Source organism: Amycolatopsis camponoti (assembly GCF_902497555.1).
Lineage (GTDB): Bacteria > Actinomycetota > Actinomycetes > Mycobacteriales > Pseudonocardiaceae > Amycolatopsis > Amycolatopsis camponoti.
Genome location: NZ_CABVGP010000002.1, coordinates 651,963 through 677,455 on the forward strand (window position 1 = coordinate 651,963; position 25,493 = coordinate 677,455).

A 25,493-nucleotide genomic window follows, 5' to 3' on the forward strand; every position below is an offset into this window, starting at 1 on the left:
CGCAACCTTTGCAAAGAGCCTACGTATCCTTCGCATAAATTGGCAACTTGGACAACTGGACCCGGTTTTCCCAGCCATGCGAGGGTCAGGCCAGGCAAGGCGAGCAATCGCAAACTTCGCAACACCGGGAGTACCGATGACGGAACAGGCCAAGCAGGCGGCCGCGGAGCTGGCGGCGCAGTGGGCGAACGACCCGCGCTGGGCGGGCGTGCAGCGCTCCTACTCGGCCGAAGACGTGATCAAGCTGCGCGGCAGCGTCGTCGAGGAGCACACCCTGGCCCGCCGCGGCGCGGAGAAGCTGTGGAACCTCCTGCACACCGAGGACTACATCCACGCGCTGGGCGCTTTGACCGGTAACCAGGCCGTCCAGCAGGTCCGTGCGGGCCTGCAGGCCATCTACCTGTCCGGCTGGCAGGTCGCGGCCGACGCCAACCTGTCCGGCCAGACCTACCCGGACCAGAGCCTCTACCCGGCCAACTCCGTGCCGGCCGTGGTCCGCCGCATCAACAACGCGCTGGGCCGTGCCGACCAGATCAACTGGGCCGAGGGCAACACGGACATCGACTGGTACGCCCCGATCGTCGCCGACGCGGAGGCCGGCTTCGGTGGCCCGCTCAACGCGTTCGAGCTGATGAAGGGCATGATCGCGGCCGGCGCCGCGGGTGTGCACTGGGAAGACCAGCTCGCGTCCGAGAAGAAGTGTGGTCACCTCGGCGGCAAGGTCCTCATCCCGACCAAGCAGCACGAGCGCACGCTGAACGCCGCCCGCCTCGCCGCGGACGTGCTGAACGTGCCGTCGCTGATCGTCGCCCGCACCGACGCGCAGGCCGCGACGCTGCTGACCAGCGACGTCGACGAGCGCGACCAGCAGTTCCTCACCGGCGGCCGCACCGCCGAGGGCTTCTACGAGGTCACCAACGGCATCCAGCCGTGCATCGAGCGCGGCCTGGCCTACGCCCAGTACGCCGACCTGCTCTGGATGGAGACGTCCGAGCCGGACCTCGAGGTCGCGCGCAAGTACGCCGAGGCCATCAAGGCGAAGTTCCCGGACCAGATGCTGGCCTACAACTGCTCGCCGTCGTTCAACTGGAAGAAGCACCTGGACGACGCGACGATCGCGAAGTTCCAGCGCGAACTCGGCCACATGGGCTACAAGTTCCAGTTCATCACGCTGGCCGGCTTCCACGCGCTGAACTACTCGATGTTCGACCTGGCGCACGGTTACGCCCGCGAAGGCATGACCGCCTACGTCGACCTGCAGGAGCGCGAGTTCGCTTCGGAGAGCCGCGGCTACACCGCCACCAAGCACCAGCGCGAGGTCGGCACCGGCTACTTCGACAACGTCGCGACGGCGCTGAACCCGGAGAGCTCGACCACCGCGCTCAAGGGCTCCACCGAAGAAGCCCAGTTCCACTGATCCCGGCCGCGGCCTGACGACGTCGCCCCCCTCGTCGTCGTCAGGCCGCGTCCCTCCCCTTCTTTCCTTCCCTGCACAGCTCTGCTCGCGGAGGCACCCCATGGTTGATCGGCTGAACTACCGCATCGAGGTCACCGGCGAGGTCGACGGCCGGTTCGCGGAGATCCTGACCCCGGCGGCACTCGACTTCCTGGCCAAGCTGGACAACACGTTCGCCGGCCGCCGTCGCGAGCTGCTCGACGCCCGTCGAGTGCGGCGGGAGGAACTGCAGTCCGGCGAGAAGCCGCTCGGCTTCCTGCCGGAGACGCGCCGGGTGCGCGAGGACCGCTCGTGGCAGGTCGCCCCGACCGCGCCGGGCCTGGAGGACCGCCGCGTCGAGATCACCGGCCCGACCGACCGCAAGATGACGGTCAACGCGCTGAACTCCGGGGCGAAGGTGTGGCTGGCGGACTTCGAGGACGCGACGTCGCCGACGTGGCACAACGTCATCGACGGCCAGATCAACCTCTACGACGCGATCCGCCGCAACATCGACTTCACCACGGACGCGGGCAAGCACTACACGATCGGCGACGACCCGGCGACGATCGTCGCGCGTCCCCGCGGCTGGCACCTGGTGGAGAAGCACATCCGCATCGACGGTCGTCCGGTCTCGGCGAGCCTGGTCGACTTCGGGCTGTTCTTCTTCCACAACGCGCGCCAGCTCGTCGCGCGCGGCGTCGGCCCGTACTTCTACCTGCCGAAGCTCGAGAACCACCTCGAAGCGCGGCTGTGGAACGACGTCTTCCTGCTGGCGCAGCGCGAGCTCGGCATCCCGCGCGGCACGATCCGCGCCACCGTGCTGATCGAGACGATCACCGCCGCGTTCGAGATGGACGAGATCCTCTACGAGCTGCGCGAGCACGCGGCGGGCCTCAACGCCGGCCGCTGGGACTACATCTTCAGCCTGATCAAGAACTTCGCCGCGCACGGCGCCGACTTCGTGCTGCCGGACCGCGCGCAGGTCACGATGACCGTGCCGTTCATGCGCGCCTACACCGAGCTGCTGGTGAGCACCTGCCACCAGCGCGGCGCGCACGCCATCGGCGGCATGGCCGCGTTCATCCCGAGCAAGGACCCGGAGATCAACGCGACCGCGGCCGAGAAGGTCCGCGCCGACAAGGAACGCGAGGCCAACGACGGTTTCGACGGCTCGTGGGTCGCGCACCCGGGCCTGGTGCCGATCTGCCGCGAGGTCTTCGACGGCGTGCTCGGCGGCTGGCCCAACCAGCTCGGCAAGCTGCGCGAGGACGTCCACGTCACCGCCGAGGACCTGCTCGACGTGGCCAGCGCCGGCGGCGAGGTCACCGAAGCGGGCGTGCGCGCGAACATCAACGTCGCGCTGCGCTACGTCGACGCGTGGCTGCGCGGCACCGGCGCGGCGGCGATCCACAACCTTATGGAGGACGCGGCCACGGCGGAGATCGCGCGCTGCCAGGTCTGGCAGTGGATCCGCAACGGCACGAAGCTCGAGGACGGCACGGCGCTGACCCGCGAGCTGGCGATCGAATTCCTGGACGACGAACTCGCCTCGGTGCGCGCGGAGCTGGGCACCGGCAACCGCCTCGACGACGCGTACGCGATCTTCACCGAGACCGCGCTGGGCGAGAAGCTGCCGAGCTTCCTCACCACGGGTGCCTACGCGCGGTACCTCACGGACGCCCGGTAGCAGGGCTCCGAGGACCTCTACCTGACGAGGGGTCCTCGGACACCACACTGGTTGGGATGGTGTGGTCACGAACCGGTCCGGCGACGGTGGCTCCCCGTCGCCGGACCGGTTTTTCGCGTTCCGGGCAACCTCCACGTCGACCGGCCCCGTTGAAGCGGGTGTGGGGGCGACGAGGAGGAACGCGTGAAACGCTCGGAAGAGGTGGGGTTCCGCGACTACGTCACGGCCAGGATGGACGTCCTGCGCCGGACGGGCTTTCTGCTGTGCCGGGACTGGCATCTCGCCGACGACCTGGTGTCGATCACGATCGGCAAGCTGTACCGGCACTGGCCGCGGGTGCGGCTGATGGACCACGTCGACGCCTACGTGCGCCGGGTCCTGGTGCGAACGTGGCTCGACGAGAAGTCCCGGGCGTGGCGGCGGGAAGAACCGGCGGAGACGCTGCCGGAACCGGCCGTGCTGCCCGGCGACGACGTCATCGAACGGCTCGGGCTGCTCGAACTGCTCGACGCGCTGCCGCCGCGGCGCCGGGCCGCCGTCGTGCTGCGCTACTACTGCGACCTCTCCGTCGAGGAGACCGCCGAGATCCTCGAGTGTTCGCCCGGAACCGTGAAGAGCCAGACCGCGCGCGGGCTCGACTCGCTGCGCGCGCTCGTGGCCGCGAGCCAGAGCTGAAGGAGGGGCCATGAGCAGGGAACAGTTCGACGCCGCGATCGGTGCGGTGCCGGCGTCCACAGTGGACTTCGAAGCGGTGCTGGACCGCGAACGCCGTCGCGCGCGGGTGCGGCGGGTGGCGGTCCCGTGGACGGCCGCGGGGGCGGGCGTGGCGGCGGTGGCCGTCGGCGCGGCTTTCGTGTTCGCGCCCGGTGATCCGGCCGGGACCCTGGTGCCGGCCGGCACGCCTTCGGCGCCGGCGTCCCCGGATCCGTGCGCGGTCAGTCCCTACCCGCCGCAGACCGGCGCGCCGATCCCGGAAAAGACGGACGTCGCGACGCACCGGCTGACCGGTGTGCTGACCGCCGCCGTCCAGCAGCGGGTCGCCCGCGGGACGAAACTGCAACCGCACGCCGAGGGCGAGTACCCGAAGGGGACGCAGCACGGGCCGCTGACCTTCTACCACGTGTTTTCCGCGCAGGTGCGGCACGAGAGCTCGTGCAGCGGCGGCGAGGACTACTTCCTGGCCGCGGCGACGACGGTCGACGGATCGCGCAGGGGCAACGTCTGGGCGATCGTCACCCGGCTCGGCGGCAACGCCACGCCGGCCACCGAGTGCGGTAAGCCGCCCGAGAACATGCAGCAATCGTGTGAGCGGAAGGCCGGGCCGCACGGCGAGACGGTCGTCGAGGAAACACTCAAGTCACCGGGACAGGCGACGGTCAACCGGACGAACGTCACCAAACCCGACGGCACGGGCGTCATGGTGGAGGCGCAGAACGTCGCCGACGACGCCAAGAAGCCTCACCCGAGCGGGCCGGACATGCCGTCGCCGCCGCTGAGCCTTGCCCAGCTGACCGACATCGCGCTCGACCCCGGGCTGACGCTCTACCCGTGAGCGCCTAGGAGGACCTTCGCGGCTTCGCGCGCCGTGCTCGCTTCGCCCGCGTTGCCGGTGATCGCGGCGAGCACGGTCGCGCCCTCGACGAGCGAAAACAGCTGGTCGGCGATGCTTTCGTCGCCTACGAGACCACGCACGTAGGCCCGCACCCGGTCCTTGTGCTCACGGATCGCGGCCGCGACGCCCGGCGCCGGCTCGCCGAACTCGCCGAAGGAGTTGATGAACGCGCAGCCGCGGAAGCCGGGCTCGGAGAACCAGTTCCGCAGCCAGTCGAACACGGCCAGCGGGTCGTCACCGCGGGCGTGGACGAATTCGCGCAACGACCTCCGCCAACGCTCGTCGCGGCGTCGGAGGTAGGCCTCGACCAGGTCGTTCTTCGCTGGGAAGGTCTGGTAGAGCCGCTTGAGCGAGACGCCCGAGCGCGCGCGGACGGCGTCCATCCCGACCGCCTGGACGCCGTGGGCGTAGAAGAGCTCCTCGGCGGCTTCCAGGAGCCGGTCGGTCGCCTCCGTGGGAGTCATGTCAGCTGCCTCTGGTGCGGAGAATGGGCGTTCTCTAGACTACCGGAGAACGCACGTTCTCCACGTCTCGAAGGAGTGCTCATGACCCCGCGTCCGCCGTTCCCGCCGTTCGACGAGGACACCGCCCGCCAGAAGGTCCAGGCCGCCGAGGACGCGTGGAACACCCGCGACCCGGAACGGGTCTCGCTGGCGTACACGGAGGATTCGGTGTGGCGCAATCGCGACCAGCACGTCGTCGGACGCGCGGAGATCGTCAGGTTCCTGACGGCGAAGTGGGAGCGGGAGCTGGACTACGCGTTGCGCAAGGAGCTGTGGGGCTTCCGAGGCAACCGCATCGGCGTCCGGTTCCAGTACGAGTCCCGCAATGCCGGCGGCCAGTGGTTCCGCAGCTACGGCAACGAGCTGTGGGAGTTCAGCGACGAAGGCCTGATGCGCCGGCGGGAGGCGAGCATCAACGACGTGCCGATCGAGGCGTCGGAGCGCCGGATCTTCGGCCCGCGCCCGGAGTCCGAGCACGGCGTCCTGCTGCCGATCTTCTAAGCGGCCGAGCCGTCGCCGGTCCGGGGTGCACCGTGCGGGACGACCTTCACCTGCCCGGGCCGGGACTTCGCCGCCAAGACCGTGAAGCGCACGGTGACGGGCTCTCCCGCGCAGCGGAAGGAAACCGGGTAGGTGGCGGGCGCGACGGCGGCGACGACGCTTTCGCCGAACAACGCCCACGGCTGGTGTCCTTCGGCGTTGGGGGCCGGGGGTGTCGTGATGCGTAGCGCCTTGGTCGTGACAGGGCCCGCTTCACCATCGCAGGCGACGGTGAGGGAGACCTTCTCTCCGGGATGTCCGCTGTAGACGGACAACTTCAGCCAGGTGGGCAGTGGCGGTGGTGACGTGGTCTGCGCGGCGGCGGCCGGTGTGAGCACGAGCAGGAACGCGGCGGTGAGGGAGAGGATCTTCATGGTGACCTCACGGAGTTCGATTCGTGTACACAAGGCGTTTGCGCAGGCCAGGGGATTGCCGGTCGAGATCCGACTGTGACGCTCGAATGCGCCCTGAGCGGAAGGAGGACCGGCCGGGGGCCGCCTCGGACAGGCTGAGGGCCATGACGGGATCGGCGTTCGGCGGCGAAGTGAGCGAGTTCTACCAGCGGTTCCGCCGCGGCTACCCAGCCGCGGTGGGGGATGCGCTGACGGCGGCGTTCACGCTGACGCGCGACGACGTCGTGCTCGACCTCGGCTGCGGCACCGGCCAGCTCACCCGCGTCCTGGCTCCCCGGGTGGGCGCGGTGCTGGGCATGGATCCGGAACCGGCGATGCTCGACCAAGCCCGCAAGGCGGGTTCGCCGCCCAACGTGAGCTGGCTCCTGGGTGCGGACTCCGACGTCGGCGCGCTGACACCGGCCCTCGGCCCGCGCCGGCTGGGCGCGGTGACGGTGGCGCAGGCGTTGCATTGGATGGACCACGCGACGCTGTTCGCGGCGGCGCGCCCGCTGCTGCGTCCGCGCGGCGGTGTCGCGGTGGTGACCAACGGCGAGCCGCTGTGGCTGCAGGACGCGGCCTGGTCGGCGGCGCTGCGCGAGGTGGTCTCGTCGTATTTGGGGACACCGCTGCACCGGACGTGCGGCACTGACGAGACGAGCCAGTCGCGCTACGCGGACGCCCTCTCGTCGGCGGGGTACTCCGTCGATTCCCTGGTCGTCTCGTACGACGCGCCGCTGAATGTCGAGGAGATCGTCGGTGGCGTGTTTTCGGCCATGAGCCCGGCCCAGCTGCCGGCGATCGAGGCGCGGACGGCGTTCACCCAGCGCGTCCGGGAGGCGTTGTCGCCGTTCGGACCACTGCGTGAGCAGGTCCGGGTGCGCGTGCTGACCGGGACCCGTTGACCGGACCTTGGCCGGCCCCCGACCGGTCACGCAAGGCGAATGGGTAGCGGCCCCTGGTGTTCCGCTTATTGTTTCCGCGGGAACCGGCGCGGATGCTCGCTGCGAGGCGCGTCCTTGCGCCGGTCGTCCCGAGGAGTCCCCATGACCAGCAGGTTGAGAGCTGTCGTCGCCGCCGTCTTCGTCGTGTTTTCGTTCTCGTTCGGTGCCGTGGTGGTCGTGACCGCGCCCGCCTCGGCGCACTCCGACTGCTTCCGGCCCTGCCGCTTCTGAGCGGGCCGCTACCTACAGTTCGGCTTCCGAACTGCGGCTTTCGGTCGATGCTCGGTAGGCCACGGCGTCGCGTCGCCCGGGTTTGGTCGCCATCGCGCCGGTTACCTACAGTTCCGGCAGCCCGGCCGCGACCGGCTCGAACGCGTTGCCGGTGGCGATCTTCGGCCGCGGCAGCTCGACGGGTTCGCCCGGCTTGGTCCGCTTGTAAACCGCGGCGGTCGCCTCGGCGATCCGGCCCCAGTCGAAGTCCGCGGCCAACCGCGACTGCGCGGCCTTCGCCCGTTTCGCGGCGGCCGGCGCGTCGTCGAGCACGGCCGTCACCGCGTTGGCCAGTTCCGCGACATCGCCGGGGCTGAACGCCAGCCCGGTCTCGCCGTGCACCACGACCTCGCCGAGCCCGCCGGCCGTCGACGCCACCAGCGGCGCCTTCGCGGCAGCTGCCTCCAGCGCGACGATCCCGAACGGCTCGTACCGGCTGGGCAGCACCACGGCGTCGGCCGCGGCCAGCGCCGCCCGCAGGTCGCGGTCGGAAAGGTGCCCGACGAAGTCGACGGCGCGCCGCACCCGCAGCTTGCGCGACTGCTCGACCAGCTCGTCGAAGTGTCGTCCTTTTCCGGCGACGACCACCCGCGTGCCGGGGTGGCGGCGCCGGATGCGGGGGAGCGCGGCCAGCAGGTCCTGCACGCCCTTCTCCCACTCGAGTCGTCCGAAGTAGAGCAACAGCGGCGCCCCGGCCGGGCTGTAGACCTCGCGGGCGTGGGCGATCTCCTTCGCCGGCACCTGCCAGCCGCGTTCCTCGATGCCGTTGTGGATCACCGTGACATCGTCGGCCTCGACCTCGAAGAGGTGCGCGACCTCGCGGCGCATGGCCTGCGAGCACGTGATGAGCGCGTCGGCGCGGTTCGCCAGCCACCACTCGACCGAGTGAACTTGCTGGTTCAGCGGGTGCGACAGCCAGCCGGAGTGCCGGCCGGCCTCGGTCGCGTGGATCGTGCCGACCAGCGGCACCCGCGCGGCCTCGGCGATCGCGATGGCCGGATGGGCGACCAGCCAGTCATGCGCGTGCACGACGTCCGGCTGCCAGCCGCGCAGCAGGTCCTGCGCCGCGCGGATCATGGCGTGCCCCATGGCCAGCGTCCAGGCGACGAGGTCGCGTTCGAACGTCACGTGCATCGGGTCTTCGGCGACCCGGATGATCCGCACGCCCTCGACGACCCGGTCGGTGCGCGGATGCGTCCCGGCGTCGGTGCCCGCCGCGTGCCGGCACAGGACGACGACCTCGTGACCCTGCCGGGCCAGGTGGCAGGCGAGCGCGTGCACGTGCCGGGCCAGGCCACCGATGGCCACTGGCGGGTACTCCCAGGACAGCATCAGCACACGCATGCGCAGAGGTTACTCGCGAGTCGGGACGGCCCGGCGGCGCCCGTGCCAGCCGACCGGCCAGATCGTTCGCGGAATGTGGTCCGACTCACTGGCGAGCCCGGCGATCTCTGCCACCATCGGCCGGGATGACTTCACCAGAGGACACCGGCTGGCGCCGGCTCGACCCGCCCCTGTCCACCCCGTGGACCGGCGAAGCCGGCCCGGACAACGCCCTGCCCGAGTACCCGCGGCCGCAGCTGACCCGGCCGCGCTGGCTGAACCTCAACGGCGTCTGGGAGTACGCGGGCTGGCCGTCGTCGCCGGAGGAACCACGGCAGTCCGGCTACGCCGAGCGGATCCTGGTCCCGTTCCCGCCGGAGTCGGCGTTGTCCGGAATCGGCCGACGCGACGAGGTCCTCTGGTACCGGCGCCTGGTCGAGATCCCGGCTGAGTGGTCTGGCCGGCGGGTCCTGCTCCACTTCGGCGCGGTCGATCAGACAGCGAAGGTGTGGGTCAACAATCAGCTCGTCGCGACGCACGAGGGCGGCTACACGGCGTTCAGCGCGGACATCACCGACGTCCTGCGGGCGTCGGGCCCACAGGAACTGACCGTGCGGGCCGAGGACCGCACCGACATCGAGCCCTTTCCGGTCGGCAAGCAGCGCAACGCACCCGGCGGGATCTGCTATACGGCGTCGTCCGGAATCTGGCAGACGGTCTGGCTCGAGCCGGTGCCCGAGACCCGCGTCGAACGCCTCGACCTGACCCCGGACCTCACCGGCGTGACGGTGTCCCCGCAGGTCACCGGCGGTGCCGAGGTCGTGGTCGTCGTTTCGGACACGGACGGCGAAGTCGCTCGCGGCTCGGGCGCGGCCGGGACGTCGGTGCGCGTGGACGTTCCCGAACCACGCCTCTGGACGCCCGACGATCCGCACCTGTACACACTGCGTGTCCGGCTGCTCGACCGGCATGGCGCGGTTTTGGACGAAGTCGGCAGCTACGCCGGTCTCCGGACGGTGGGCCTGCTCCCGGACGCCGAAGGCCGCCCGCGGATCGCGCTCAACGGACGGCCCACGTTCCTGCACGGTCCGCTCGACCAGGGCTACTGGCCGGATGGCATCTCGACCGCGCCCACCGACGACGCCCTGCGCTTCGACCTCGAAAAGACGAAGGAGCTGGGCTTCAACTTCGTCCGCAAACACGTCAAGGTCGAGCCGGCGCGCTGGTACTTCTGGGCCGACACGCTGGGCCTGGTCGTCTGGCAGGACATGCCGTCGCTGACGGTGTCGTTCGACGGTCCGCCCGGCATCGCGCCGGACCCGGTCCCACGGGCCCGCGAGCGGTTCGAAGCCGAATTGATCGAAATGATCATTCAACTCCGAGCGGTCCCGTCGATCGTCGGCTGGGTGCCGTTCAACGAGGGCTGGGGCGAGTTCGACACCGCCCGTGTCGCGGAACTGGTCAAGACCCTCGACCCGACCCGGCTGGTGATCGCGAACAGCGGGGTCAACTGCTGCTTCTCCCGCCCGGACACGGGCGCGGGTGACGTCTACGATGACCACACGTACGTGGGCCCAGGCGAGCCGACGGTCACCGACGGCCGGGCGATCGTCGACGGCGAGTACGGCGGCCTCGGTCTCGTCTTGGACGACCACCGCTGGCCGGGCCTGCCGAACGCGTACGAGATGACGACGACCCGGGAGCGGCTGACCGAGCGCTACGCGGAGGTGAGTGCCGTTCTGGAGCGTGTGGTCGTCGAGCGAGGCTTGTCCGGCGCGATCTACACCCAGACGACCGATGTCGAGAACGAGGTCAACGGCCTGCTGACGTACGACCGTCGCGTGGTCAAGGTCGACCCGTCGGTGGTCGCGAAGTGCGTGCGAGCGGTAATCGACGCCGGCTCGGCCTAAGCGGCCTCGCTGCCACCTGTTCGCACCGGAGTCTCGCCCTGACAGGCTCGTGGTCAGCTTTCGGCGACGGCCTTGACCAGGCGATCCCGCCCGTGGTCGAGCGCCGACAACAACGCGCCGCGCAGGGCCGCGGAGTCCGTCACCGCGCCGGCCTCCACCCGAACCGGTCCCGGCGCCGCCGCGCGAACCGTTCGCCGGATTTCGGCCACGAGATCCGGCCGGCTCCCCGCCGGGCCGCCCAGTAGCACCAGGTCCGGATCGACGATCGTGCAGATCGCGGCGACGGCCCTCCCGAGCGTCGCGCCGAGCAGCCGTAGTCGTTCGGCGGCCACGGTGTCGGCGGCGGCCTGGTCGAGCGTGGTCAAGATCGCGTCGACGTCCAGCGAAGGCGCGTCGGACCTGCCGAAACCCTGGTCGGCGAGAGCCGACGCGAGCGTGGTCCCCGAACTGTCCAGGTAGCCGATCTCGCCCGCCAGCCCGTGAGCCCCGCGCACGAGTTGATCGCCGACGTAAAGACTGACGCCGAGCCCGGCGCCGATGTAGACGTAAGCGAAGCTCTTCGCCTCCTGGGCGGCGCCCTCTCGTCGTTCGGCGAGCGCGGAGAAGTTGACGTCGTTGTCGAGCAGAACGTCCCGCCCGATCTCGTCGGCCCGGAGCGTCCCCTCGGGAAAAGGCGACCCCGGCAGCGCGACGACCTCGTGCGTGACTGGGTCGACCGGGTTGGCCACCGAGATCGCGATCGCTCGCACCGGACCTGAGCCCGCTTCGGCCGCCGCGGCGACGGCGTCCCGGACGGCGGTCGTCACCGGCCGGTCGGCGGGCGGGCGCCGCTCGGTCGCCAGGACCGTCCCGATCAGGTCGGTGGTGATCGTGCGGACGCCCTGCTGGTTGACCTCCGCGGCGACCACGCGGCCGGCGTCGGCGGCCAGTTCGTAGAAGGTGGCGATCCGGCCGCGGCGGCCGGTCTGGTCGGTGCCGGTGGCCCGCAGCGCGCCCGCCGTCTCCAGCCGCCGGACCGACTCGGAGATCGTCGGCTTCGAGATCCCGGTGGTCGCGGCGAGCTCCGCACGGGTGGTCCGGCCGTGGACGAATACGTGGTCGAGGACTGCGCGGTCGGTCATGGCCCGCAGCATCGCCAGGCGCGGAAGCGGCCGGTCGGGGTCGGACATCGCACCTCTTGTGGCGGGAGACGGACAGGGGTTACCGTAGCCGGGACATTCTAGTAAGGAGTCCTAACCAAAGATCGTGAGGACACCGATGACGACCACAGAGCTGCCCGCGAACATGTCCGAGGCCATCTCGCGGACCAAGCACGAGCTGCGCGCCCGGATCGGCGACGTCGCCGGCGTGTTCGCCGAGGTCCGTGACGGGCTGCGGCGGGAGGTCGACGCCGTCGCCGCCGACCCGGACGCCTTCCCGGTCGTCCGATTCCGCGACATCGCCGACGGGATCGTGTCGCAGCGGACGCTCGACGCGGTCCGGCGCCGTGGCTGCGCCGTCGTCAAGGGCACCTTCGCGCGCGAAGCGGCCGAAGCCTGGGACGCCGAACTGGCCGCTTACCTGGCCGACAACGACTTCGCCGGGACGTACCAGGGTCCTGCCGACGACGTTTTCGCCGGCCTCGCGTCGAGCCAGCCGCAGATCTACCCGGTCTATTGGTCGAAGCTGCAGATCCAGGCTCGGCAGCACGAGCACATGGTCGCCGTCCGGCGGTTCCTCAACTCCTTCTGGCGGCACGAGTCCGAGGGCCGCGTCTGGTTCGACCCCGATCGCGACACGGCCTACCCCGACCGTATCCGCCGCCGCCCGCCCGGCTCGGCGTCACTCGGCCTGTCCGCCCACACCGACTCCGGCTCGGTCGAACGCTGGCTGCTGCCCGCCTACCAGCAGGTGTTCCGCCACGTCTTCGCCGGAAACTGGCAGGAGTACGACCCGTGGGACGGCGCCTACCGCACCGAAGTCGACGAATACCCGTCGACCGTCATGTGCTCGGCCTTCCGCACCTTCCAGGGCTGGACGGCGTTGTCGGAAATGCACCAGGGCGACGGCGTCCTGCACGTGGTGCCGATCCCGTCGGCGATCACGTACGTGCTGCTCCGCGCGCTGCAGGACGACATCCCCGAGGGCGATCTCTGCGGCGCGGCCAACGGCCAGGCCCTGCCGGTGAGCGACAAGTACCACGACGACCTGCTGCCCGCGCTGACCTCCATCCCGGACGTCGAACCGGGTGACACGGTCTGGTGGCACGGCGACGTCATCCATTCCGTCGCCGACGGCTCCAATCCGGATCGCTGGGGAAACGTCATGTACATCCCGGCGAGCCCGCATTGCGCGAAGAATGCCGCCTACGCCGAAAAATGCGGCCGCGCATTCCTGGCCGGCGCGAGCCCGGGCGATTTCGCACCCGAAGACTACGAAGTGAACTGGGCCGGCCGCGCCACAATCGGCGACCTCGACGCGGTCGGGCGCGAACAGCTCGGCCTCTGACCGCGCCACGCCGGGGCGGCCGCACTCCGCCCCGGCGCGACCGGGAGCTACAGGTGCAGCCAGAGCCCGAGGTGCAGACCCAGGAGATGGATGTGCCCGTGGTGATGGTGGTGGCCGACGCACAGCACGCAGTGGCGAGCCTGGTCCGCCGCGTCGGACGACGGCGCGGCCGACGCGGTGCCCACCGCGGGGCCGGCCAGCAGCAGCCCGAGTGCCACGGGGAACGCGGCCAGCGCGGCCCGTCGCCTGGAGGTAGTCATCCCATGATCCCTTCTCCGCACATCGGCGCCGGAGTGGCGTCGTGAAAAGTATTCAGTGCGAAGCGGGGGAAATGGCAGGCTGATCACCCGGGATCCGCCCGACCGGATCATGGGAATCATTTTCGGTACTGTTTCGGTGGTACCCGGCTGGCCGCAGAAACCCGTCGATCCGGTGAATTCCGGGGAAGGCGGGGGACACGACGTCCCCCGCCCCGTGTCACGCCGGCAGCGCGGCCTCGATGGCCTTGACGACCGCGTCGTCCTCCGGCTCGGTCCGCGGCCGGAACCGCGCGAGGACCTCGCCGTCGGCGCTGACGAGGAACTTCTCGAAGTTCCACTGGACGTCGCCGGAGGCGCCTTCGGCGTCGGCGGTCTTGGTCAGCTCCGCGTACAACGGGTGCCGGCCCTCGCCGTTGACGTCGATCTTCTCGAACAGCGGGAAGGTCACGCCGTAGGTCGTCGAGCAGAACGTCTGGATCTCGTCGGCGCTGCCCGGCTCCTGCCCCGCGAACTGGTTGCACGGAAAACCGACGACGGAGAAACCCTGGCCGCCGAAGCGCTCCTGCAGCCGTTCGAGGCCGGAGTACTGCGGGGTCAGGCCGCACTTCGACGCGACGTTGACCACGAGCAGCGCTTTGCCCGCGAGCGAGCCCAGTGAGCTGTCCTGCCCGTCGAGGGTCTTGACCGGAATTTCCTGGATGCCCATGAGTCCCTTTCAGTCGTGCTTCAGTGCCCGGGCGTCGAGGTGCCCGAACGGTCCGTCGGCGGCGCGATAGGTCGCCGCCAGTTCTTCGGCTCGTGTGCGGTCGCCGCGTCGCAGCAGTCCGGCCAAGGCGTCGAAGCGCTCGGTGTGCACCGCCGCGCGGCGGCGCGCGTAGTCCGCTGCGGAGTCCTTGGTGACCATGAACGCCCAGTCGCTCTCCAGAGCCAGCATCGCTTCGGCCACGGCCTGGTCGGCGACGGTGTCCCGGGCCGTGGTCGGCAAACCGGCAACGAGCGAAAGGAGCCGTTCCTGCAACGCCGTGTTGGCGTCGACCATGTCCTTGACCTGCTCGCCGTCCCAGACACGCCAGTCCTTGCCCGACCCCCACGACGACGCGGGCAGCTCGATCGGCTCGCCGACGAGCCCGGCGTCGAGCGCGCCTTTCAGCGTTGTCACGCGGACGCCCGCCTCGGGCAGCGCGCGCAACACGCCCTCCAGCCAAGCCGGCCCTTCGTGCCACCAGTGCCCGAACAGCTCCGTGTCGTAAGCGGCGACCACGAGCGCCTCGCGCCCGTGTTGCTTCTTCAGCGAACGCAGCCGCGTGACCACGGTGTCGACGAAGTCCTTGACGTGCAGTCCCAGCACATCCGCGGCCAGCGACGGGTCGTACGGCGCCTTGTCCGGCGGTTCGACCGTCTTCCCGGTGACGCGCGACGCCTTGAGCCCGACCTCGTGCGCCCAGGTGTGGAAGTCGCGGTAGGCGGCGTGGCCGGGGTAGCCGGCCTTCGGCGACCACACACGGTAGGTGACCTCGAGGTCGCGTCCGAACGCGACCACGTCGCTGTCGCCGACCGGTCGCGCCGCCCAGGTGTCGCCGCGCAGCGACGGCCCGTCGACCATGAACCGCCGCACGCCGGCGGCCGCGTAGTCCTTTTCCATGCCAGGCGCGTAGCCGCACTCCGGCGCCCAAATCCCCTCGGGCCGCGACCCGACCCGCAATGCCGTGTCGGCCAGGCCGGCGTTCAACGCGAACTCGCGCACCCGCGGGTCGAGCAGCGGCTGGAACGGGTGGGCCAGCGGGCCGCCGAGCAGCTCGATCGTCGAGTTGTCGACCAAGGAACGAAGGATCGGGGAAAAGCCGTGACGCCAGCGGGTGCCCAGTTCTTCAGCCGCGCGGACCGCGGTGCGGTGTTCGGCCGCGGCGAGTTCGCGCAGCGTCGGGTCGCCCCGCCACAGCGTCGACGCGTGCTGGGCGCGCAGCTGCCAGTGGCCGAGCCAGTCGTGGAACGCGCGGATGCTGTACGGGTCGTCGAGCTGCGCGGCGAGCACCGGCGTGACGCCCAGCGTCAGCACGTCCCGGCGGCCTTCGGCGGCGAGCCGCTCCAGCAACTCGACCATCGGCAGGTACGAGTGCGCCCACGCCTGGTAGAGCCATTCCTCGCCGACCGGCCAGCTCCCGTGGTGCGGCAACCACGGCAGGTGGCTGTGCACGACGAGGCAGAAGGTGCCTTCGTTCACCGGCGCACCGCCACGGCGACCAGGTCGAGGCTCGCGTCGAGGTCGTCACCGTGGATGTCGAACCCGGTCGCGTCGATAGCGGCCACGTCGGCGAGCAGCGCCTCCGGCCAGGCGGCTTGGCCGGGCAGCGAGCCCATGACCACGTCGAGCTGGGCGTCGATGATCGAACCGCCGTACCGCTCGTCGAGCGCGCGGACAGCCTCGCCGTGGTGCAGGCCGTGGAGCGCTTCGACGTCGAAACCGGCCTCGGCGAGGAGTCCGGCCAGCTCGGCCGGCGCCAGCTCGCGGGTGTGGAACGGGTTCAGCGGCGTGTCGCTGTCCGGGGTGAAGGTCAGCCGGTTCGGCGTCGTGACCAGCAGTTTGCCGCCCGGCGACAACACCCGCCGGCACTCGGCGAGGAACCCGGCCTGATCCCACAGGTGCTCGATGACCTGGAAATTGGCCACGACGTCGACAGCGCCGTCGCCCACCGGCAGGAAAGCGAGGTTCGCCCGGGCGACGGCGACTTCGGGGTAGCGGCGGGCGACGTGCTCGGTCGTCGGCACGTCGTAGTCCAGGGCGAGCACCCGGCGGGCCGTCGTCGCGAGGAGGCTCGCGCCGTAGCCCTCGCCGCAGCCGGCTTCGAGCACCTTCGCGTCCGCGCAGTGGGGGAGCAGGGCGAGGTAGGCGGCCTCGTGGCGGCGGAACCAGTAGTTCTCCTCGGCGATGCCGGGGACGGTCCGTTCGCCGGTCAGGTGCAGCGCCTCGGCCCGGGTGGCTGGGGTGGTCACCTCCGCGACCCTAGCGGGTGTCACGTCCGGCCCGGCCGTCTCGTTCCGTGGTCATGCAACGGACCATCACCCGCGTTCTGCTCGTCCTCTTCGGCCTGATCGAGGTCCCGATCGGACTGTGGCCACTGATCACACCAATCGGCTTCTACCAGGACTTTCCCGGCGTCCGCACGGGCTGGGTTTCGATGGACGGCCCCTTCAACGAACACCTGCTGCGCGACTTCGGCGGCCTCAACCTGGCGCTCGCGGCCACGCTGATCGGCGCCGCCGTGATCGGCACCACAGCAGTCGCGCGGCTGGCGGCGATCGCCGCCTTGCTCTTCGGCGTGCCGCACTTCTTCTACCACCTCGGGCACGTGTCGCATTTCGAGACGATCGACCAGGTGCTCATCATCGGGTTGACGGGGCTCAGCGCGCTGGTGCCGCTGGTGCTCCTGGCGATTCCCGGCCGCCGGGTCAGTACACCGGTGACACCGTGATGCCGAGCGCGCCCGGGCCGAGGTGCGCGCCGATGACCGTGCTCGCTTCGACGACCATGCTCTCGGCCATCGCCGGGACCCGGCGTTCGATCTGCCGGCCGATCTCGAGTTCGTGGTCGCTCGCGCCGAACCGCGTAACGGCGATGTCGGCGCGGAAGCCGCCGGACTTCTTGACCGCGAGATCGACCATCTTGGCCAGCGCCCGCCGCGTGCCGGGGACGCGGGCAAGCGGCGCGACCTCGCCGTCCTTGACCGTGAGCAGCGGCTTGATCGAGAACGCGGTGCCGAGCATCGCCTGCGCGGCGCCGATCCGCCCGCCTCGGCGCAGGAACTCCAGCGTGTCGACGTAGATGAACTCGGTGCTGGTGAAGCACCGGCGTTCGGCGGCTTCGATGACCCGGCCGGCGTCCCCGCCCGCCGCGGCCGCGCGGGCCGCCGACACCGCGGCGAAGCCCAGGCTCATCCCGGTGGTGCGGCTGTCCAGGACGTGCACCGGGATGCGCACCTGCTGGGCGGCCTCCCGGGCCGCGCGGACGGTGTCGGACATGCGGCCGGAGATGTGGATGCTGACGATGGCGGTCGCGCCGGAGGCGGCCGCTTCCTGGTAGGTCCAGAAGAACGCCCCCGGATCCGGGGGCGAGGTGGTGATCGTGTGCCCCTCTCTCATGGCGTTGATCACCTCGCCGCGGTCGAAGCGGTTTTCGTCGTCGAAGTGACCACCCAGGTTCAGCTGGATCTGGACGACTCCGATGGCCCAGCGGGAGGCGACGAGGTCGGGCAGGCAGGAGCTCGAGTCGGTGATGACGGCGATGCGCGAGGGCATGGTGGGGGAGGTTAATGCCTGACACCCACTGCGAGTATGCCGTGGTTGGTCCGATCGGACGAACGGCAGTTCGGGTGGGGCAACCGGTCGACTACCGGGACGATGGTCCCATTAGATTGCGCATCCAGGTGAATGGCGTCACCTCGGCGGGTCCTGGCGGCGGAATGGCCCTAATCTACCGGCCAGTAGAGCACTGACCCGTGGTGCGTCCGCGGGCCACAACCGGGAGGTCGAAGAAGACCCATGACCAACATCGTTGTCCTGGTCAAGCAGGTACCGGACACCTACTCGGAGCGAAAGCTCAACGGGTCCGACCACACCCTTGACCGCGAATCCGCCGACGCCGTGCTCGATGAGATCAACGAGAAGGCCGTCGAAGAAGCGCTGAAGATCAAGGAAGCCGGCGAGGGCGAGGTCACTGTGATCTCGGTGGGCCCGGCCCGCGCGACCGACGCCATCCGCAAGGCGCTGTCCATGGGCGCCGACAAGGCCATCCACGTCTCCGACGAGGCGCTGCACGGCTCCGACGCCATCGCCACCGCCAAGGTGCTCGCCGCCGCGATCGCGAAGGTCGAAGGCTACGACCTGATCATCGCCGGCAACGAGTCGTCCGACGGCCGCGGCGGCGCCATCCCGGCGATCCTCGCCGAGCTGCTCGGCCTGCCGCAGGTCACCTACGCGCGTGAGGTCACGGTCGAGGGCACGACCATCAAGGCCGTCCGCGAGACCGAGGACGGCCTGACCCGCCTCGAGGCGAGCCTGCCCGCGGTGGTCAGCGTCGGCGAGAAGATCAACGAGCCGCGCTACCCGTCCTTCAAGGGCATCATGGCCGCGAAGAAGAAGCCGGTCGAGACGTTCACCATCGCCGACCTGGGCATCGACGCGGGCGAGGTCGGCCTCGGCAACGCGTGGTCCACCGTGACCGAATCCTCGCCGAAACCGCCGCGCACCGCCGGTGAGAAGGTCGAGGACGAGGGCGACGGCGGCACCAAGGTCGCCGAGTACCTGGTCGGCCAGAAGCTCATCTGACAACGGCTCTTCGAGGAGGATCAAAGAACATGGCTGAAGTACTCGTCCTCGTCGACCACGTCGACGGTGAGGTCAAGAAGGTCACGCTCGAGCTGCTGACCGCGGCCCGCGCGCTCGGTGAGCCGTCGGCGGTCGTCGTCGGCCCGACCGGGACCGCCGCCAAGGCGAAGCAGTCGCTGGCTTCCCACGGTGCCGCCAAGGTGTATGTCGCCGAAGGTGACGACGCCGCGAACTACCTGGTCACGCCCAAGGTGGACGTCCTCGCCGCGCTGGCGCAGCAGGCGTCCCCGGCCGCCGTGCTCGTCACCGCCAGCGGTGAGGGCAAGGAGGTCGCCGCCCGCCTGGCCGTGCGCCTGGGCTCCGGCCTGATCTACGACGCCGTGGGCGTCAACGGCGACGGCGTCATCGACCAGTCCATCTTCGGTGGCGCGTTCTCGGTGAAGTCGAAGTCCGCGAAGGGCGCGCCGATCGTCTCGATCCGCCCGGGTGCGGTCGAGGCCGAGCCGGCCGAGGGTGCGGCGGCCGAGGAGACCGTCGAGCTCCCGGCCACCGACGCGGCGAAGTCGACCAAGATCACCGGCGTCGAGCCGGTGACCGGCGGTGACCGTCCGGAGCTGACCGAGGCCTCGATCGTGGTCTCCGGTGGACGTGGTGTCGGCTCGGCGGAAAAGTTCGACGTCGTCGAGAAGCTGGCCGACTCGCTCGGCGCGGCTGTCGGCGCGTCGCGCGCCGCCGTCGACTCCGGCTACTACCCGGCGCAGTTCCAGGTGGGCCAGACCGGCAAGACCGTGTCGCCGCAGCTGTACATCGCGCTCGGCATCTCCGGCGCGATCCAGCACCGCGCCGGCATGCAGACGTCGAAGACGATCATCGCCGTCAACAAGGACGCGGAGGCGCCGATCTTCGAGATCGCCGACTTCGGCATCGTCGGCGACCTGTTCAACGTCGCGCCGCAGCTGACCGAAGCGGTCGAGAAGCGCAAGGGCTGATCCGACGCTCCGAAGGGCCTTCCGGGACCACCCGGAAGGCCCTTCGCGCGTTTCCGGGACCTGAGAGAAGCCTGAGAACCCGCCATTAACTGAACGTGCACTAATCGGTCATCGGATGGCACTCTCCGCGGTTTCCTCCGCGCGGGTAAACCTTGACCATGACGACGTCACAGCTCCTCGTCAGCACTGATCAGGCGGGTGCCGACCTTCCCGCGGACGCTCCCCGGTACTCCCTTCTCGTCGCCCATGCGAACGAAGAAGTGGTCGCCGCGCAGAAGCTGCGTCACCGCGTTTTCGCCGAGGAGATGGGCGCGCGGCTGCACTCGCCGGTCGCCGGTCTCGACGCCGACGAGTTCGACGAGTTCTGCGACCACCTCGTGGTCCGCGACGACAACACGGGCGAGATCGTCGGCACCTACCGGATGCTGCCACCGGACCGCGCCGCGCAGGCCGGGAAGCTCTACGCCGACAGCGAGTTCGACCTGAGCGCGCTCGACGCGCTGCGGCCGTCCCTGGTCGAAACCGGGCGGTCGTGCGTGCACCCGGACCACCGCAGCGGCGCCGTCGTCAGCCTGGTCTGGGCCGGGATCGCCCGCTACATGCTGCTTTCCGGCCACCGCTACCTCGCCGGCTGCGCGTCGGTCCCGCTGGTCGACGGCGGGTCGTTCGCCGCCGGCGTCTGGGACGTCCTGCGCACCAAGCACTACTCGGACGAGGCCACGCGCGTCTCGCCGCTGATCCCGTGGGACGCGTCGGGGATCGAACGCCCCGCCCGCTCGATCCTGCCGCCGCTGATCAAGGGCTACGTCCGGCTCGGCGCCAAGGCCTACGGCCCGCCCGCGCTCGACGCCGACTTCGGCGTCGCGGACTTCTTCGTCGTGCTGGACCTGCACAACGTCGACGAGCGCTACCTGAAGTTCTTCCTCGGGGTCCAGGTATGAGCCACGCCTGGATGCCGTCCTCGCCGTGCGGCGACGGCTGCCTGACCGACGCCGACCCCGTGGTCGCTTTTCCCCGGCGCGTCTTGCGCGTCACCGCGGCGGTCTTCGTCGTTTTTTCGGCGTTGCTGACGGCGCCCCTGCTGCTGGTGTCGTGGGGTCGCGAGCGCCGGGTCCGGCTGATCTTCCGCGGCGTGCTGCGGGCGTTCGGCGTCCGGCTGGACATCCACGGCGGCGAGGACTTCCTGACCGCGCCCGCCGGCCGTGGTGCGCTGGTGGTCAACAACCACATCTCGTGGCTGGACATCGTCGCGATCAACGCGCTGCGTCCGATGCGCGCGCTGGCCAAGAAGGAGATCGCGAGCTGGCCGGTGCTGGGCGGCCTGGTCCGCCGCGGCGGCAGCATCTTCCTCGACCGCGAGCGGCTGACGACACTGCCGGCCACGATGGCGTCCCTGGCCGACGCACTCAGGACGGGCTCGCTGGTGAGCGTGACGCCGGAGGGCACGACCTGGTGCGGACTGGCGTCCGGTCGGTTCACGACGGCGACGTTCCAGGCGGCCATCGACGGTGGCGTCCCGGTCCGCCCGATCGCGCTCAGGTACCGCCTCGCGGACGGCCGCGAGACGAGCCGTCCGGCGTTCATCGGCCCGGAGTCGCTGATCGCGTCCCTGCGCCGGGTCGCGGCGCTGCGCGGGCTGGCGCTCGAGATCCACATCTGCCCGGAGATCGCGCCGGGGCGCGCGGAGAACCGTCGTGAGCTGGCGGCGCTCGCCGAGGCGGCGGTGCATTCGGCGCTGGGGACGGTGCAGATCCCGGCCCAGCAGCGGCGGCGGACTCCGCGTCCCCAGCCGGTCCCCCTGGTTTCGCCTCCCGCGAACTGATCCGGGCTCTGTCGCCGCGATCCGGCGACAGACCCGGATCGGGAGGCGTTCGCGGTTTTGTAAGCGCGGGCCTGTCATCGTGATCCGATGACAGGCCCGTTCGATCGACTCCGAGTTCGCGCCGGTTCGTCTGGACTCACTCGGCTCGCGGTGATCTCGGCTCCGTACTGCCCGGGAGATCTCCAGCCCGGTCCGTTCAGCCGACAGCGAGCGTGAGCTTCCCTCCGGGATGCCCGTTCTCGCTCTCGACCTGGGCAGTGGCGGCCTCGGCGAGTGGGTAGCTCTTGCCCTGGGCGATGCGGAGGCCGTGGTCGGTCACCCAGCCGGCGATCCCGGTCAGGACCTCACGCGACTGGTCGCCTCCGCTCGAGAACGGGATGTCCAGCTCGAACGCGGCGCCGTCGGCGATGGTGATGATCCGGTCTTTCGTGCCCCGCAGCTCGACCGACCCGGGCAGCACTCCGTGTCCGGTGGCGTCGAACACGGCGTCCACCGGCCCGGGCGCGGCTTCGCGGACCCGGTCCAGCCAGCCGTCGCCGTAGAGCACCGGGACGACGCCCAGCGACTTCAGGTCGTCGAGGTTCCGGCTGCCGGCGGTGCCGATGACGGTCAGCCCCTGGGCGACGGCGACCTGCGCGGCGAACCGCCCGACCGTGCCGCTGGCGCCGTGGATCAGCAGCGTCTCGCCTTCGCGGACCTCGAGCAGCCTGAGGACGCGAAGCGCCGTCTCGCCGGCGACCGGCAATGCCGCGGCGTCCGCCCACGAAATGCCGGTGGGCTTCGGCGCGAGCGTCTTCGCCAGCGCGTACTCGGCGTACGCGCCGGTCTCCGACCAGCCGAACACCTCGTCACCGACGGCGAAGTCCGCGCCCTCGCCGACGGCGTCGACGACGCCCGCCACCTCCAGACCAGGGATGTGCGGGAAGGCGACTTGGAAGCTCTGCTGCATGAAGCCGTTGCGGATCTTCCAGTCGACCGGGTTGATCCCGGCGGCCCGGATGGCCAGCCGCACCTGTCCCGGGCCGGGCTCCGGCACCGGAACCTCGGACAGCTGCAGGACGTCCGGCCCGCCGTAGGCGGAGAAGGTGATCGCTCGCATGGTGTTCGCTGCGCTCCTCGGGTCTGTGACTTCGAATGTCCTCTCCAAGGAGTCAACTCGCGCCGCTATTCCGCCGAACCACCCGGACGAGCAGTGTTCACTAGCCGGACGAGCAGGCTGCGCCTTCGCGGACGCGCCTACCTTGGACGCATGGACGCTTCCTGGTCGGATCCGCGACACGTGCTGGACGTCGTCCAGCGGCTGTTGTCGGCGCCGCGGCCGCACCTCCTGCTCGGGTTCTCCGCCGAGCTGGGGAAGCTGATCCCGCACCGCGCGGCGGCCATGCAGACCGGCGACTGTCCGCGCAGCCCGCTCAAGGTCGTCGGCGACCAAGTGATCGCCGACGCCGTGACGAGCGTCGAGCTGCAACGGCTGGTCGACCGCAGCGAGCCGGGCAAGGCCCTGGTGGTCGACGGCGTACTGGGCGGCGTCGAGCGCCGTCTCGTCCTTCTTTCGTCGATGCCGGCGGTCGGCCAGGGCGCGGTGCTGGCTGTCGTTCCGGAGGACACCGAACTGCCGGCGGCTGAACTGGAGCTGGCCGCGCAGCTGTGGCACGTCCTCAGCACCGACGCGGGCCAGCGCGCGGCCGACCCAGGCCCGGAGGTCCTGGCCGGCAACCTCGCGGCGGCCACGGCTCGGGCCCAGGCGATCACCGACCTCGGCCAAACCCACGCGGCGGCTCTGACCACGCTCCTGGCGGTGCTGCGCTCCGGACGTCTCTCCGACGTCGTCGCCCGCCGCACCGCGGTCGACCTGGCCACCGACTCGCTGCTGGAGCTGAAAGGCGTCATCGATCGCGACCAAGCCATGTCCGAGGAACGGGCTGGCACGGCCTTCGCCCTGCTCCGGACCCAGCTCGCCGACTTGGTCCGCCACACCGAGGTCGAAGTCGACTTGGTCGACCCGGCCGGTGACGCGTCGCTTCCACAGGACATCGCCCACACAGCGCGGACGATGACGCGCGGGCTGGTGCTCGCCGCCTTGGACCGTCCGACGACCACGCGCCTGCGGGCGTCGTGGCGGCTCGACGGCCCGGTGCTGCGGATCACGGTCCGCGACGACAGCCCCGAGGTCGCCGACGCGATCCCCGCCCGCGGCTTGACCGACCGGCTCGCCACCCTCGGCGGTCACTGGGAGGTCGACGCGGTGCCGGGCTGGGGCACGACGGTCACCGCGGTCCTCCCGCTCGGCATCGCCGAACCGCCGGAACTGCGTCCGCTCGACCGGCTCAACCCGCGCGAGGTCGAGGTCCTGACCGGGATCTCGCAGGGCCGGCGCAACCGGCAGATCGCCGAGCAGTTGCAGCTCAGCGAGCACACCGTGAAGTTCCACGTCCGCAACATCCTCGACAAGCTGGACGTGAGCTCCCGCGGCGAGGCCGCCGCGCTGGCTCGCGACCTGCGCCTGGAGCCGGTGGCGCGCCGGACGGCCTGAACCGGCTTGACCTCCAGCGGGCTGGAGGTTGCACGCTGCTGATCATGGCCTCGACGCTCGACTCCACACCCCGTCGCCGCAGCGTGCTCTGGACGGCGGAGCACCGCCTGACGACGATCGCGCTGCTGCTCGTGGTCACCCTGGTCGCGTTCGAGAACATGGGCGTCGCGACAGCGATGCCGACCCTGGTCGCCGACCTTCACGGGTTGTCCCTGTACTCGTGGCCGTTCACGATCTTCCTCATTTCGAGCGTGGTCGCGACGGTGCTGTCGGGCCGGATCGGCGACCGCCGTGGCCCGGCGCCCGCGCTGCTGGCCGGGCCGGTGTTGTTCGCGGTGGGCCTGGTCTTCGCGGGGACAGCGAGTGGAATGCCGACGTTCCTCTTCGGCCGCGCCTTGCAGGGCTTCGGCTCGGGGCTCCTCCTGGTTTCGGTTTCGCTCCTGATCGCGTTGACGTTCACCGACCAGGAACGCCCGGTGATCTACGCGGCGAACGCGGCCGCCTGGGTCCTGCCGGCGGTGATCGGGCCGTCCCTGGCCGGAGTGGTGACGGCCAGCATCGGCTGGCGCTGGGTCTTCCTCGGCCTGGTTCCGCTGGTGGTCATCGGGGCGGCGATGCTGGTGGTGGTCATCCGTCGCCTACCGGCGCACATGCCGTTCGCCGGCGGCCATCGCGCAGGCGTGGTCAAGGCGATCGTCGCGGCCCTCGGCGTCGCGGCGTTGACGTGGGCGGCCCAGCACCAGTCGTTGCTGGCCCTCGTCTACGGCGCGGCCGGGCTCGTCGCCCTGGGCTGGGCCCTCCGGACGCTGCTTCCGACCGGAACGCTGTCATCTCGCCCCGGCCTCCCGACGGTCATCGCCTCCCGTGCTCTTATCGCGGGCGCTTACGCCGGAATGGAGGCGTACTTGCCCCTGACGATGAGCGCGGTCCACGGCTACAGCCCGGCGCTCGCCGGCCTGCCACTGACGATCACAGCCTTGGGCTGGTCAGCGGCTTCTGCGGCGCAAGGCCGGTTCCTCAACTGGTCGAGGGAAGCATCCCTCCGCACAGGGTTCTGGCTGGTCGCGGCCGGTTTGGTGTGCTTCGGCCTCGTCTCCCAGCCCTGGTTCCCCGCCTGGACGGCGTTCGTGGCGTGCGCGGTCGGCGGCGCGGGCATGGGGATCGCGATGCCGGCGATCTCCGTCCTCCTGCTGCGCTATTCACCCGAGGGTGAACGCGGCTTCAACACCTCGGCGATGCAGCTGGCCGACTGGGTGGGCTCCGCGCTGCTCATCGGCCTGGGCGGCGTCCTGCTCGGTCTGGTGGGCTCGGTTCTCGATCCGTCACCGGCGATGGCCCTGCTCACAGTGGCCTTGGTGGCACTGGCGCTGCTGGGGGTCCGGCTGACCGGACGCTGGCCGTCGAAGGTGTGACAGCCCACTTCGAGGGCCAGGGTGGGCTTCGTCACGCGGTGGAGCGGAC

General features: G+C 70.5%; 26 protein-coding genes. 16 read left to right on the top strand and 10 right to left on the bottom strand.

The window, feature by feature from the left end; all coding sequences use genetic code 11:
• The first annotated feature begins 136 nt into the window (after nucleotides 1-136).
• From aceA to AA23TX_RS23605, 4 genes are all read left to right on the top strand, one after another.
• Nucleotides 137-1,417, top strand: a complete 1,281-nt coding sequence (aceA, locus tag AA23TX_RS23590) for an isocitrate lyase (RefSeq protein WP_155545043.1) — start codon at nucleotides 137-139, stop codon at nucleotides 1,415-1,417.
• 100 nt (nucleotides 1,418-1,517) lie between these two features.
• Entirely contained in the window at nucleotides 1,518-3,125 is a 1,608-nt protein-coding gene (gene aceB / locus AA23TX_RS23595) for a malate synthase A (RefSeq protein WP_155545044.1), read from the top strand.
• Between the two features lie 183 nt (nucleotides 3,126-3,308).
• Nucleotides 3,309-3,800 (top strand): SigE family RNA polymerase sigma factor, encoded by a 492-nt coding sequence (locus AA23TX_RS23600; protein ID WP_155545045.1) that lies wholly within the window; start codon nucleotides 3,309-3,311, stop codon nucleotides 3,798-3,800.
• A 10-nt stretch (nucleotides 3,801-3,810) separates the two neighbouring features.
• The gene (locus tag AA23TX_RS23605; protein ID WP_155545046.1) at nucleotides 3,811-4,677 is read left to right on the top strand and encodes a hypothetical protein; all 867 of its coding nucleotides are present in this window, start codon (nucleotides 3,811-3,813) and stop codon (nucleotides 4,675-4,677) included.
• Here AA23TX_RS23605 and AA23TX_RS23610 read toward each other — a convergent pair.
• On the bottom strand, nucleotides 4,668-5,201 hold the full coding sequence (locus AA23TX_RS23610) for a TetR/AcrR family transcriptional regulator (protein WP_155545047.1): 534 nt from the start codon (nucleotides 5,199-5,201) through the stop codon (nucleotides 4,668-4,670). The two genes, AA23TX_RS23605 and AA23TX_RS23610, sit on opposite strands and share 10 nt — an antisense overlap.
• Nucleotides 5,202-5,282: 81 nt before the next feature.
• Here AA23TX_RS23610 and AA23TX_RS23615 point away from each other — a divergent pair, with 81 nt between their 5' ends.
• Nucleotides 5,283-5,741 (top strand): nuclear transport factor 2 family protein, encoded by a 459-nt coding sequence (locus AA23TX_RS23615; RefSeq protein WP_155545048.1) that lies wholly within the window; start codon nucleotides 5,283-5,285, stop codon nucleotides 5,739-5,741.
• On the opposite strand, the gene AA23TX_RS23620 is transcribed toward AA23TX_RS23615, so the two are convergent.
• Nucleotides 5,738-6,154: a hypothetical protein gene (locus AA23TX_RS23620; RefSeq protein WP_155545049.1), complete on the bottom strand. Its 417-nt coding sequence runs from the start codon at nucleotides 6,152-6,154 to the stop codon at nucleotides 5,738-5,740. The genes AA23TX_RS23615 and AA23TX_RS23620 overlap by 4 nt on opposite strands.
• 143 nt (nucleotides 6,155-6,297) lie before the next feature.
• Between AA23TX_RS23620 and AA23TX_RS23625 the strand changes: the two genes are divergently transcribed.
• On the top strand, nucleotides 6,298-7,077 hold the full coding sequence (locus AA23TX_RS23625; RefSeq protein WP_155545050.1) for a class I SAM-dependent methyltransferase: 780 nt from the start codon (nucleotides 6,298-6,300) through the stop codon (nucleotides 7,075-7,077).
• Between the two features lie 141 nt (nucleotides 7,078-7,218).
• Nucleotides 7,219-7,347 (top strand): hypothetical protein, encoded by a 129-nt coding sequence (locus AA23TX_RS50790; protein WP_277875417.1) that lies wholly within the window; start codon nucleotides 7,219-7,221, stop codon nucleotides 7,345-7,347.
• A 105-nt stretch (nucleotides 7,348-7,452) separates the two neighbouring features.
• Here the strand turns inward: AA23TX_RS50790 and AA23TX_RS23630 are convergent, their stop codons facing one another.
• Nucleotides 7,453-8,730 carry a glycosyltransferase family 4 protein gene (locus AA23TX_RS23630; protein WP_155545051.1) on the bottom strand — a complete coding sequence of 426 codons (1,278 nt, stop codon included), beginning with the start codon at nucleotides 8,728-8,730 and terminating at the stop codon, nucleotides 7,453-7,455.
• 125 nt (nucleotides 8,731-8,855) lie between these two features.
• On the opposite strand from AA23TX_RS23630, the gene AA23TX_RS23635 reads away from it, so the two are divergent.
• A complete protein-coding gene (locus AA23TX_RS23635) occupies nucleotides 8,856-10,619 on the top strand; it encodes a glycoside hydrolase family 2 protein (RefSeq protein ID WP_155545052.1) in 1,764 nt (587 codons plus the stop codon).
• Nucleotides 10,620-10,672: 53 nt separating this feature from the next.
• Here the strand turns inward: AA23TX_RS23635 and AA23TX_RS23640 are convergent, their stop codons facing one another.
• The gene (locus tag AA23TX_RS23640) at nucleotides 10,673-11,788 is read right to left on the bottom strand and encodes an ROK family transcriptional regulator (RefSeq protein WP_155545053.1); all 1,116 of its coding nucleotides are present in this window, start codon (nucleotides 11,786-11,788) and stop codon (nucleotides 10,673-10,675) included.
• A gap of 88 nt (nucleotides 11,789-11,876) precedes the next feature.
• Here AA23TX_RS23640 and AA23TX_RS23645 point away from each other — a divergent pair, with 88 nt between their 5' ends.
• Nucleotides 11,877-13,106, top strand: coding sequence for a YbiU family protein (locus AA23TX_RS23645; protein ID WP_155545054.1), 1,230 nt, complete (start codon nucleotides 11,877-11,879; stop codon nucleotides 13,104-13,106).
• Between the two features lie 47 nt (nucleotides 13,107-13,153).
• Here the strand turns inward: AA23TX_RS23645 and AA23TX_RS23650 are convergent, their stop codons facing one another.
• From AA23TX_RS23650 to AA23TX_RS23665, 4 genes are all read right to left on the bottom strand, one after another.
• A complete protein-coding gene (locus AA23TX_RS23650; RefSeq protein ID WP_155545055.1) occupies nucleotides 13,154-13,366 on the bottom strand; it encodes a hypothetical protein in 213 nt (70 codons plus the stop codon).
• Nucleotides 13,367-13,583: 217 nt separating this feature from the next.
• Nucleotides 13,584-14,072, bottom strand: a complete 489-nt coding sequence (locus tag AA23TX_RS23655; RefSeq protein ID WP_155545056.1) for a glutathione peroxidase — start codon at nucleotides 14,070-14,072, stop codon at nucleotides 13,584-13,586.
• Between the two features lie 9 nt (nucleotides 14,073-14,081).
• Nucleotides 14,082-15,587: a 1,4-alpha-glucan branching protein domain-containing protein gene (locus AA23TX_RS23660; protein WP_155545057.1), complete on the bottom strand. Its 1,506-nt coding sequence runs from the start codon at nucleotides 15,585-15,587 to the stop codon at nucleotides 14,082-14,084.
• Nucleotides 15,584-16,357 (bottom strand): class I SAM-dependent methyltransferase, encoded by a 774-nt coding sequence (locus AA23TX_RS23665; RefSeq protein ID WP_155545058.1) that lies wholly within the window; start codon nucleotides 16,355-16,357, stop codon nucleotides 15,584-15,586. The genes AA23TX_RS23660 and AA23TX_RS23665 overlap by 4 nt, the downstream gene beginning before the upstream one ends.
• Before the next feature lie 53 nt (nucleotides 16,358-16,410).
• Between AA23TX_RS23665 and AA23TX_RS23670 the strand changes: the two genes are divergently transcribed.
• Nucleotides 16,411-16,836 carry a hypothetical protein gene (locus AA23TX_RS23670; protein WP_196425497.1) on the top strand — a complete coding sequence of 142 codons (426 nt, stop codon included), beginning with the start codon at nucleotides 16,411-16,413 and terminating at the stop codon, nucleotides 16,834-16,836.
• On the opposite strand, the gene AA23TX_RS23675 is transcribed toward AA23TX_RS23670, so the two are convergent.
• Nucleotides 16,814-17,659, bottom strand: coding sequence for a DegV family protein (locus AA23TX_RS23675; RefSeq protein ID WP_155545060.1), 846 nt, complete (start codon nucleotides 17,657-17,659; stop codon nucleotides 16,814-16,816). The genes AA23TX_RS23670 and AA23TX_RS23675 overlap by 23 nt on opposite strands.
• Before the next feature lie 243 nt (nucleotides 17,660-17,902).
• Between AA23TX_RS23675 and AA23TX_RS23680 the strand changes: the two genes are divergently transcribed.
• The 4 genes from AA23TX_RS23680 (at nucleotide 17,903) to AA23TX_RS23695 (ending at nucleotide 21,499) form a co-directional block, all read left to right on the top strand.
• A complete protein-coding gene (locus AA23TX_RS23680) occupies nucleotides 17,903-18,688 on the top strand; it encodes an electron transfer flavoprotein subunit beta/FixA family protein (RefSeq protein ID WP_155545061.1) in 786 nt (261 codons plus the stop codon).
• 29 nt (nucleotides 18,689-18,717) lie between these two features.
• Nucleotides 18,718-19,677 (top strand): electron transfer flavoprotein subunit alpha/FixB family protein, encoded by a 960-nt coding sequence (locus AA23TX_RS23685; RefSeq protein WP_155545062.1) that lies wholly within the window; start codon nucleotides 18,718-18,720, stop codon nucleotides 19,675-19,677.
• 158 nt (nucleotides 19,678-19,835) lie between these two features.
• Complete coding sequence (locus AA23TX_RS23690; protein ID WP_155545063.1) at nucleotides 19,836-20,618, top strand: GNAT family N-acetyltransferase; 783 nt, start codon at nucleotides 19,836-19,838, stop codon at nucleotides 20,616-20,618.
• Nucleotides 20,615-21,499, top strand: coding sequence for a lysophospholipid acyltransferase family protein (locus AA23TX_RS23695; protein WP_155545064.1), 885 nt, complete (start codon nucleotides 20,615-20,617; stop codon nucleotides 21,497-21,499). The genes AA23TX_RS23690 and AA23TX_RS23695 overlap by 4 nt, the downstream gene beginning before the upstream one ends.
• A gap of 196 nt (nucleotides 21,500-21,695) precedes the next feature.
• Here the strand turns inward: AA23TX_RS23695 and AA23TX_RS23700 are convergent, their stop codons facing one another.
• The gene (locus AA23TX_RS23700; RefSeq protein ID WP_155545065.1) at nucleotides 21,696-22,598 is read right to left on the bottom strand and encodes an NADP-dependent oxidoreductase; all 903 of its coding nucleotides are present in this window, start codon (nucleotides 22,596-22,598) and stop codon (nucleotides 21,696-21,698) included.
• A 150-nt stretch (nucleotides 22,599-22,748) separates the two neighbouring features.
• Between AA23TX_RS23700 and AA23TX_RS23705 the strand changes: the two genes are divergently transcribed.
• The gene (locus AA23TX_RS23705) at nucleotides 22,749-24,032 is read left to right on the top strand and encodes a helix-turn-helix transcriptional regulator (protein WP_155545066.1); all 1,284 of its coding nucleotides are present in this window, start codon (nucleotides 22,749-22,751) and stop codon (nucleotides 24,030-24,032) included.
• Between the two features lie 44 nt (nucleotides 24,033-24,076).
• Nucleotides 24,077-25,444, top strand: a complete 1,368-nt coding sequence (locus AA23TX_RS23710; protein WP_155545067.1) for an MFS transporter — start codon at nucleotides 24,077-24,079, stop codon at nucleotides 25,442-25,444.
• Nucleotides 25,445-25,493: the final 49 nt, after the last annotated feature.

What these genes read in the sequence shown, in the direction of transcription:
- AA23TX_RS23610 (WP_155545047.1), bottom strand. Translation starts at nt 5,201, where the DNA reads ATGACTCCCACGGAGGCGACCGACCGGCTCCTGGAAGCCGCCGAGGAG.
- AA23TX_RS23605 (WP_155545046.1), top strand. Translation starts at nt 3,811, where the DNA reads ATGAGCAGGGAACAGTTCGACGCCGCGATCGGTGCGGTGCCGGCGTCC.
- AA23TX_RS23670 (WP_196425497.1), top strand. Translation starts at nt 16,411, where the DNA reads ATGCAACGGACCATCACCCGCGTTCTGCTCGTCCTCTTCGGCCTGATC.
- aceB (WP_155545044.1), top strand. Translation starts at nt 1,518, where the DNA reads ATGGTTGATCGGCTGAACTACCGCATCGAGGTCACCGGCGAGGTCGAC.
- AA23TX_RS23695 (WP_155545064.1), top strand. Translation starts at nt 20,615, where the DNA reads ATGAGCCACGCCTGGATGCCGTCCTCGCCGTGCGGCGACGGCTGCCTG.
- AA23TX_RS23675 (WP_155545060.1), bottom strand. Translation starts at nt 17,659, where the DNA reads ATGCCCTCGCGCATCGCCGTCATCACCGACTCGAGCTCCTGCCTGCCC.
- AA23TX_RS23700 (WP_155545065.1), bottom strand. Translation starts at nt 22,598, where the DNA reads ATGCGAGCGATCACCTTCTCCGCCTACGGCGGGCCGGACGTCCTGCAG.
- AA23TX_RS23625 (WP_155545050.1), top strand. Translation starts at nt 6,298, where the DNA reads ATGACGGGATCGGCGTTCGGCGGCGAAGTGAGCGAGTTCTACCAGCGG.
- AA23TX_RS23635 (WP_155545052.1), top strand. Translation starts at nt 8,856, where the DNA reads ATGACTTCACCAGAGGACACCGGCTGGCGCCGGCTCGACCCGCCCCTG.
- AA23TX_RS23655 (WP_155545056.1), bottom strand. Translation starts at nt 14,072, where the DNA reads ATGGGCATCCAGGAAATTCCGGTCAAGACCCTCGACGGGCAGGACAGC.
- AA23TX_RS23630 (WP_155545051.1), bottom strand. Translation starts at nt 8,730, where the DNA reads ATGCGTGTGCTGATGCTGTCCTGGGAGTACCCGCCAGTGGCCATCGGT.
- AA23TX_RS23645 (WP_155545054.1), top strand. Translation starts at nt 11,877, where the DNA reads ATGACGACCACAGAGCTGCCCGCGAACATGTCCGAGGCCATCTCGCGG.
- AA23TX_RS23690 (WP_155545063.1), top strand. Translation starts at nt 19,836, where the DNA reads ATGACGACGTCACAGCTCCTCGTCAGCACTGATCAGGCGGGTGCCGAC.
- AA23TX_RS23615 (WP_155545048.1), top strand. Translation starts at nt 5,283, where the DNA reads ATGACCCCGCGTCCGCCGTTCCCGCCGTTCGACGAGGACACCGCCCGC.
- AA23TX_RS23680 (WP_155545061.1), top strand. Translation starts at nt 17,903, where the DNA reads ATGACCAACATCGTTGTCCTGGTCAAGCAGGTACCGGACACCTACTCG.
- AA23TX_RS23640 (WP_155545053.1), bottom strand. Translation starts at nt 11,788, where the DNA reads ATGTCCGACCCCGACCGGCCGCTTCCGCGCCTGGCGATGCTGCGGGCC.
- AA23TX_RS23650 (WP_155545055.1), bottom strand. Translation starts at nt 13,366, where the DNA reads ATGACTACCTCCAGGCGACGGGCCGCGCTGGCCGCGTTCCCCGTGGCA.
- AA23TX_RS50790 (WP_277875417.1), top strand. Translation starts at nt 7,219, where the DNA reads ATGACCAGCAGGTTGAGAGCTGTCGTCGCCGCCGTCTTCGTCGTGTTT.
- aceA (WP_155545043.1), top strand. Translation starts at nt 137, where the DNA reads ATGACGGAACAGGCCAAGCAGGCGGCCGCGGAGCTGGCGGCGCAGTGG.
- AA23TX_RS23685 (WP_155545062.1), top strand. Translation starts at nt 18,718, where the DNA reads ATGGCTGAAGTACTCGTCCTCGTCGACCACGTCGACGGTGAGGTCAAG.
- AA23TX_RS23710 (WP_155545067.1), top strand. Translation starts at nt 24,077, where the DNA reads ATGGCCTCGACGCTCGACTCCACACCCCGTCGCCGCAGCGTGCTCTGG.
- AA23TX_RS23705 (WP_155545066.1), top strand. Translation starts at nt 22,749, where the DNA reads ATGGACGCTTCCTGGTCGGATCCGCGACACGTGCTGGACGTCGTCCAG.
- AA23TX_RS23620 (WP_155545049.1), bottom strand. Translation starts at nt 6,154, where the DNA reads ATGAAGATCCTCTCCCTCACCGCCGCGTTCCTGCTCGTGCTCACACCG.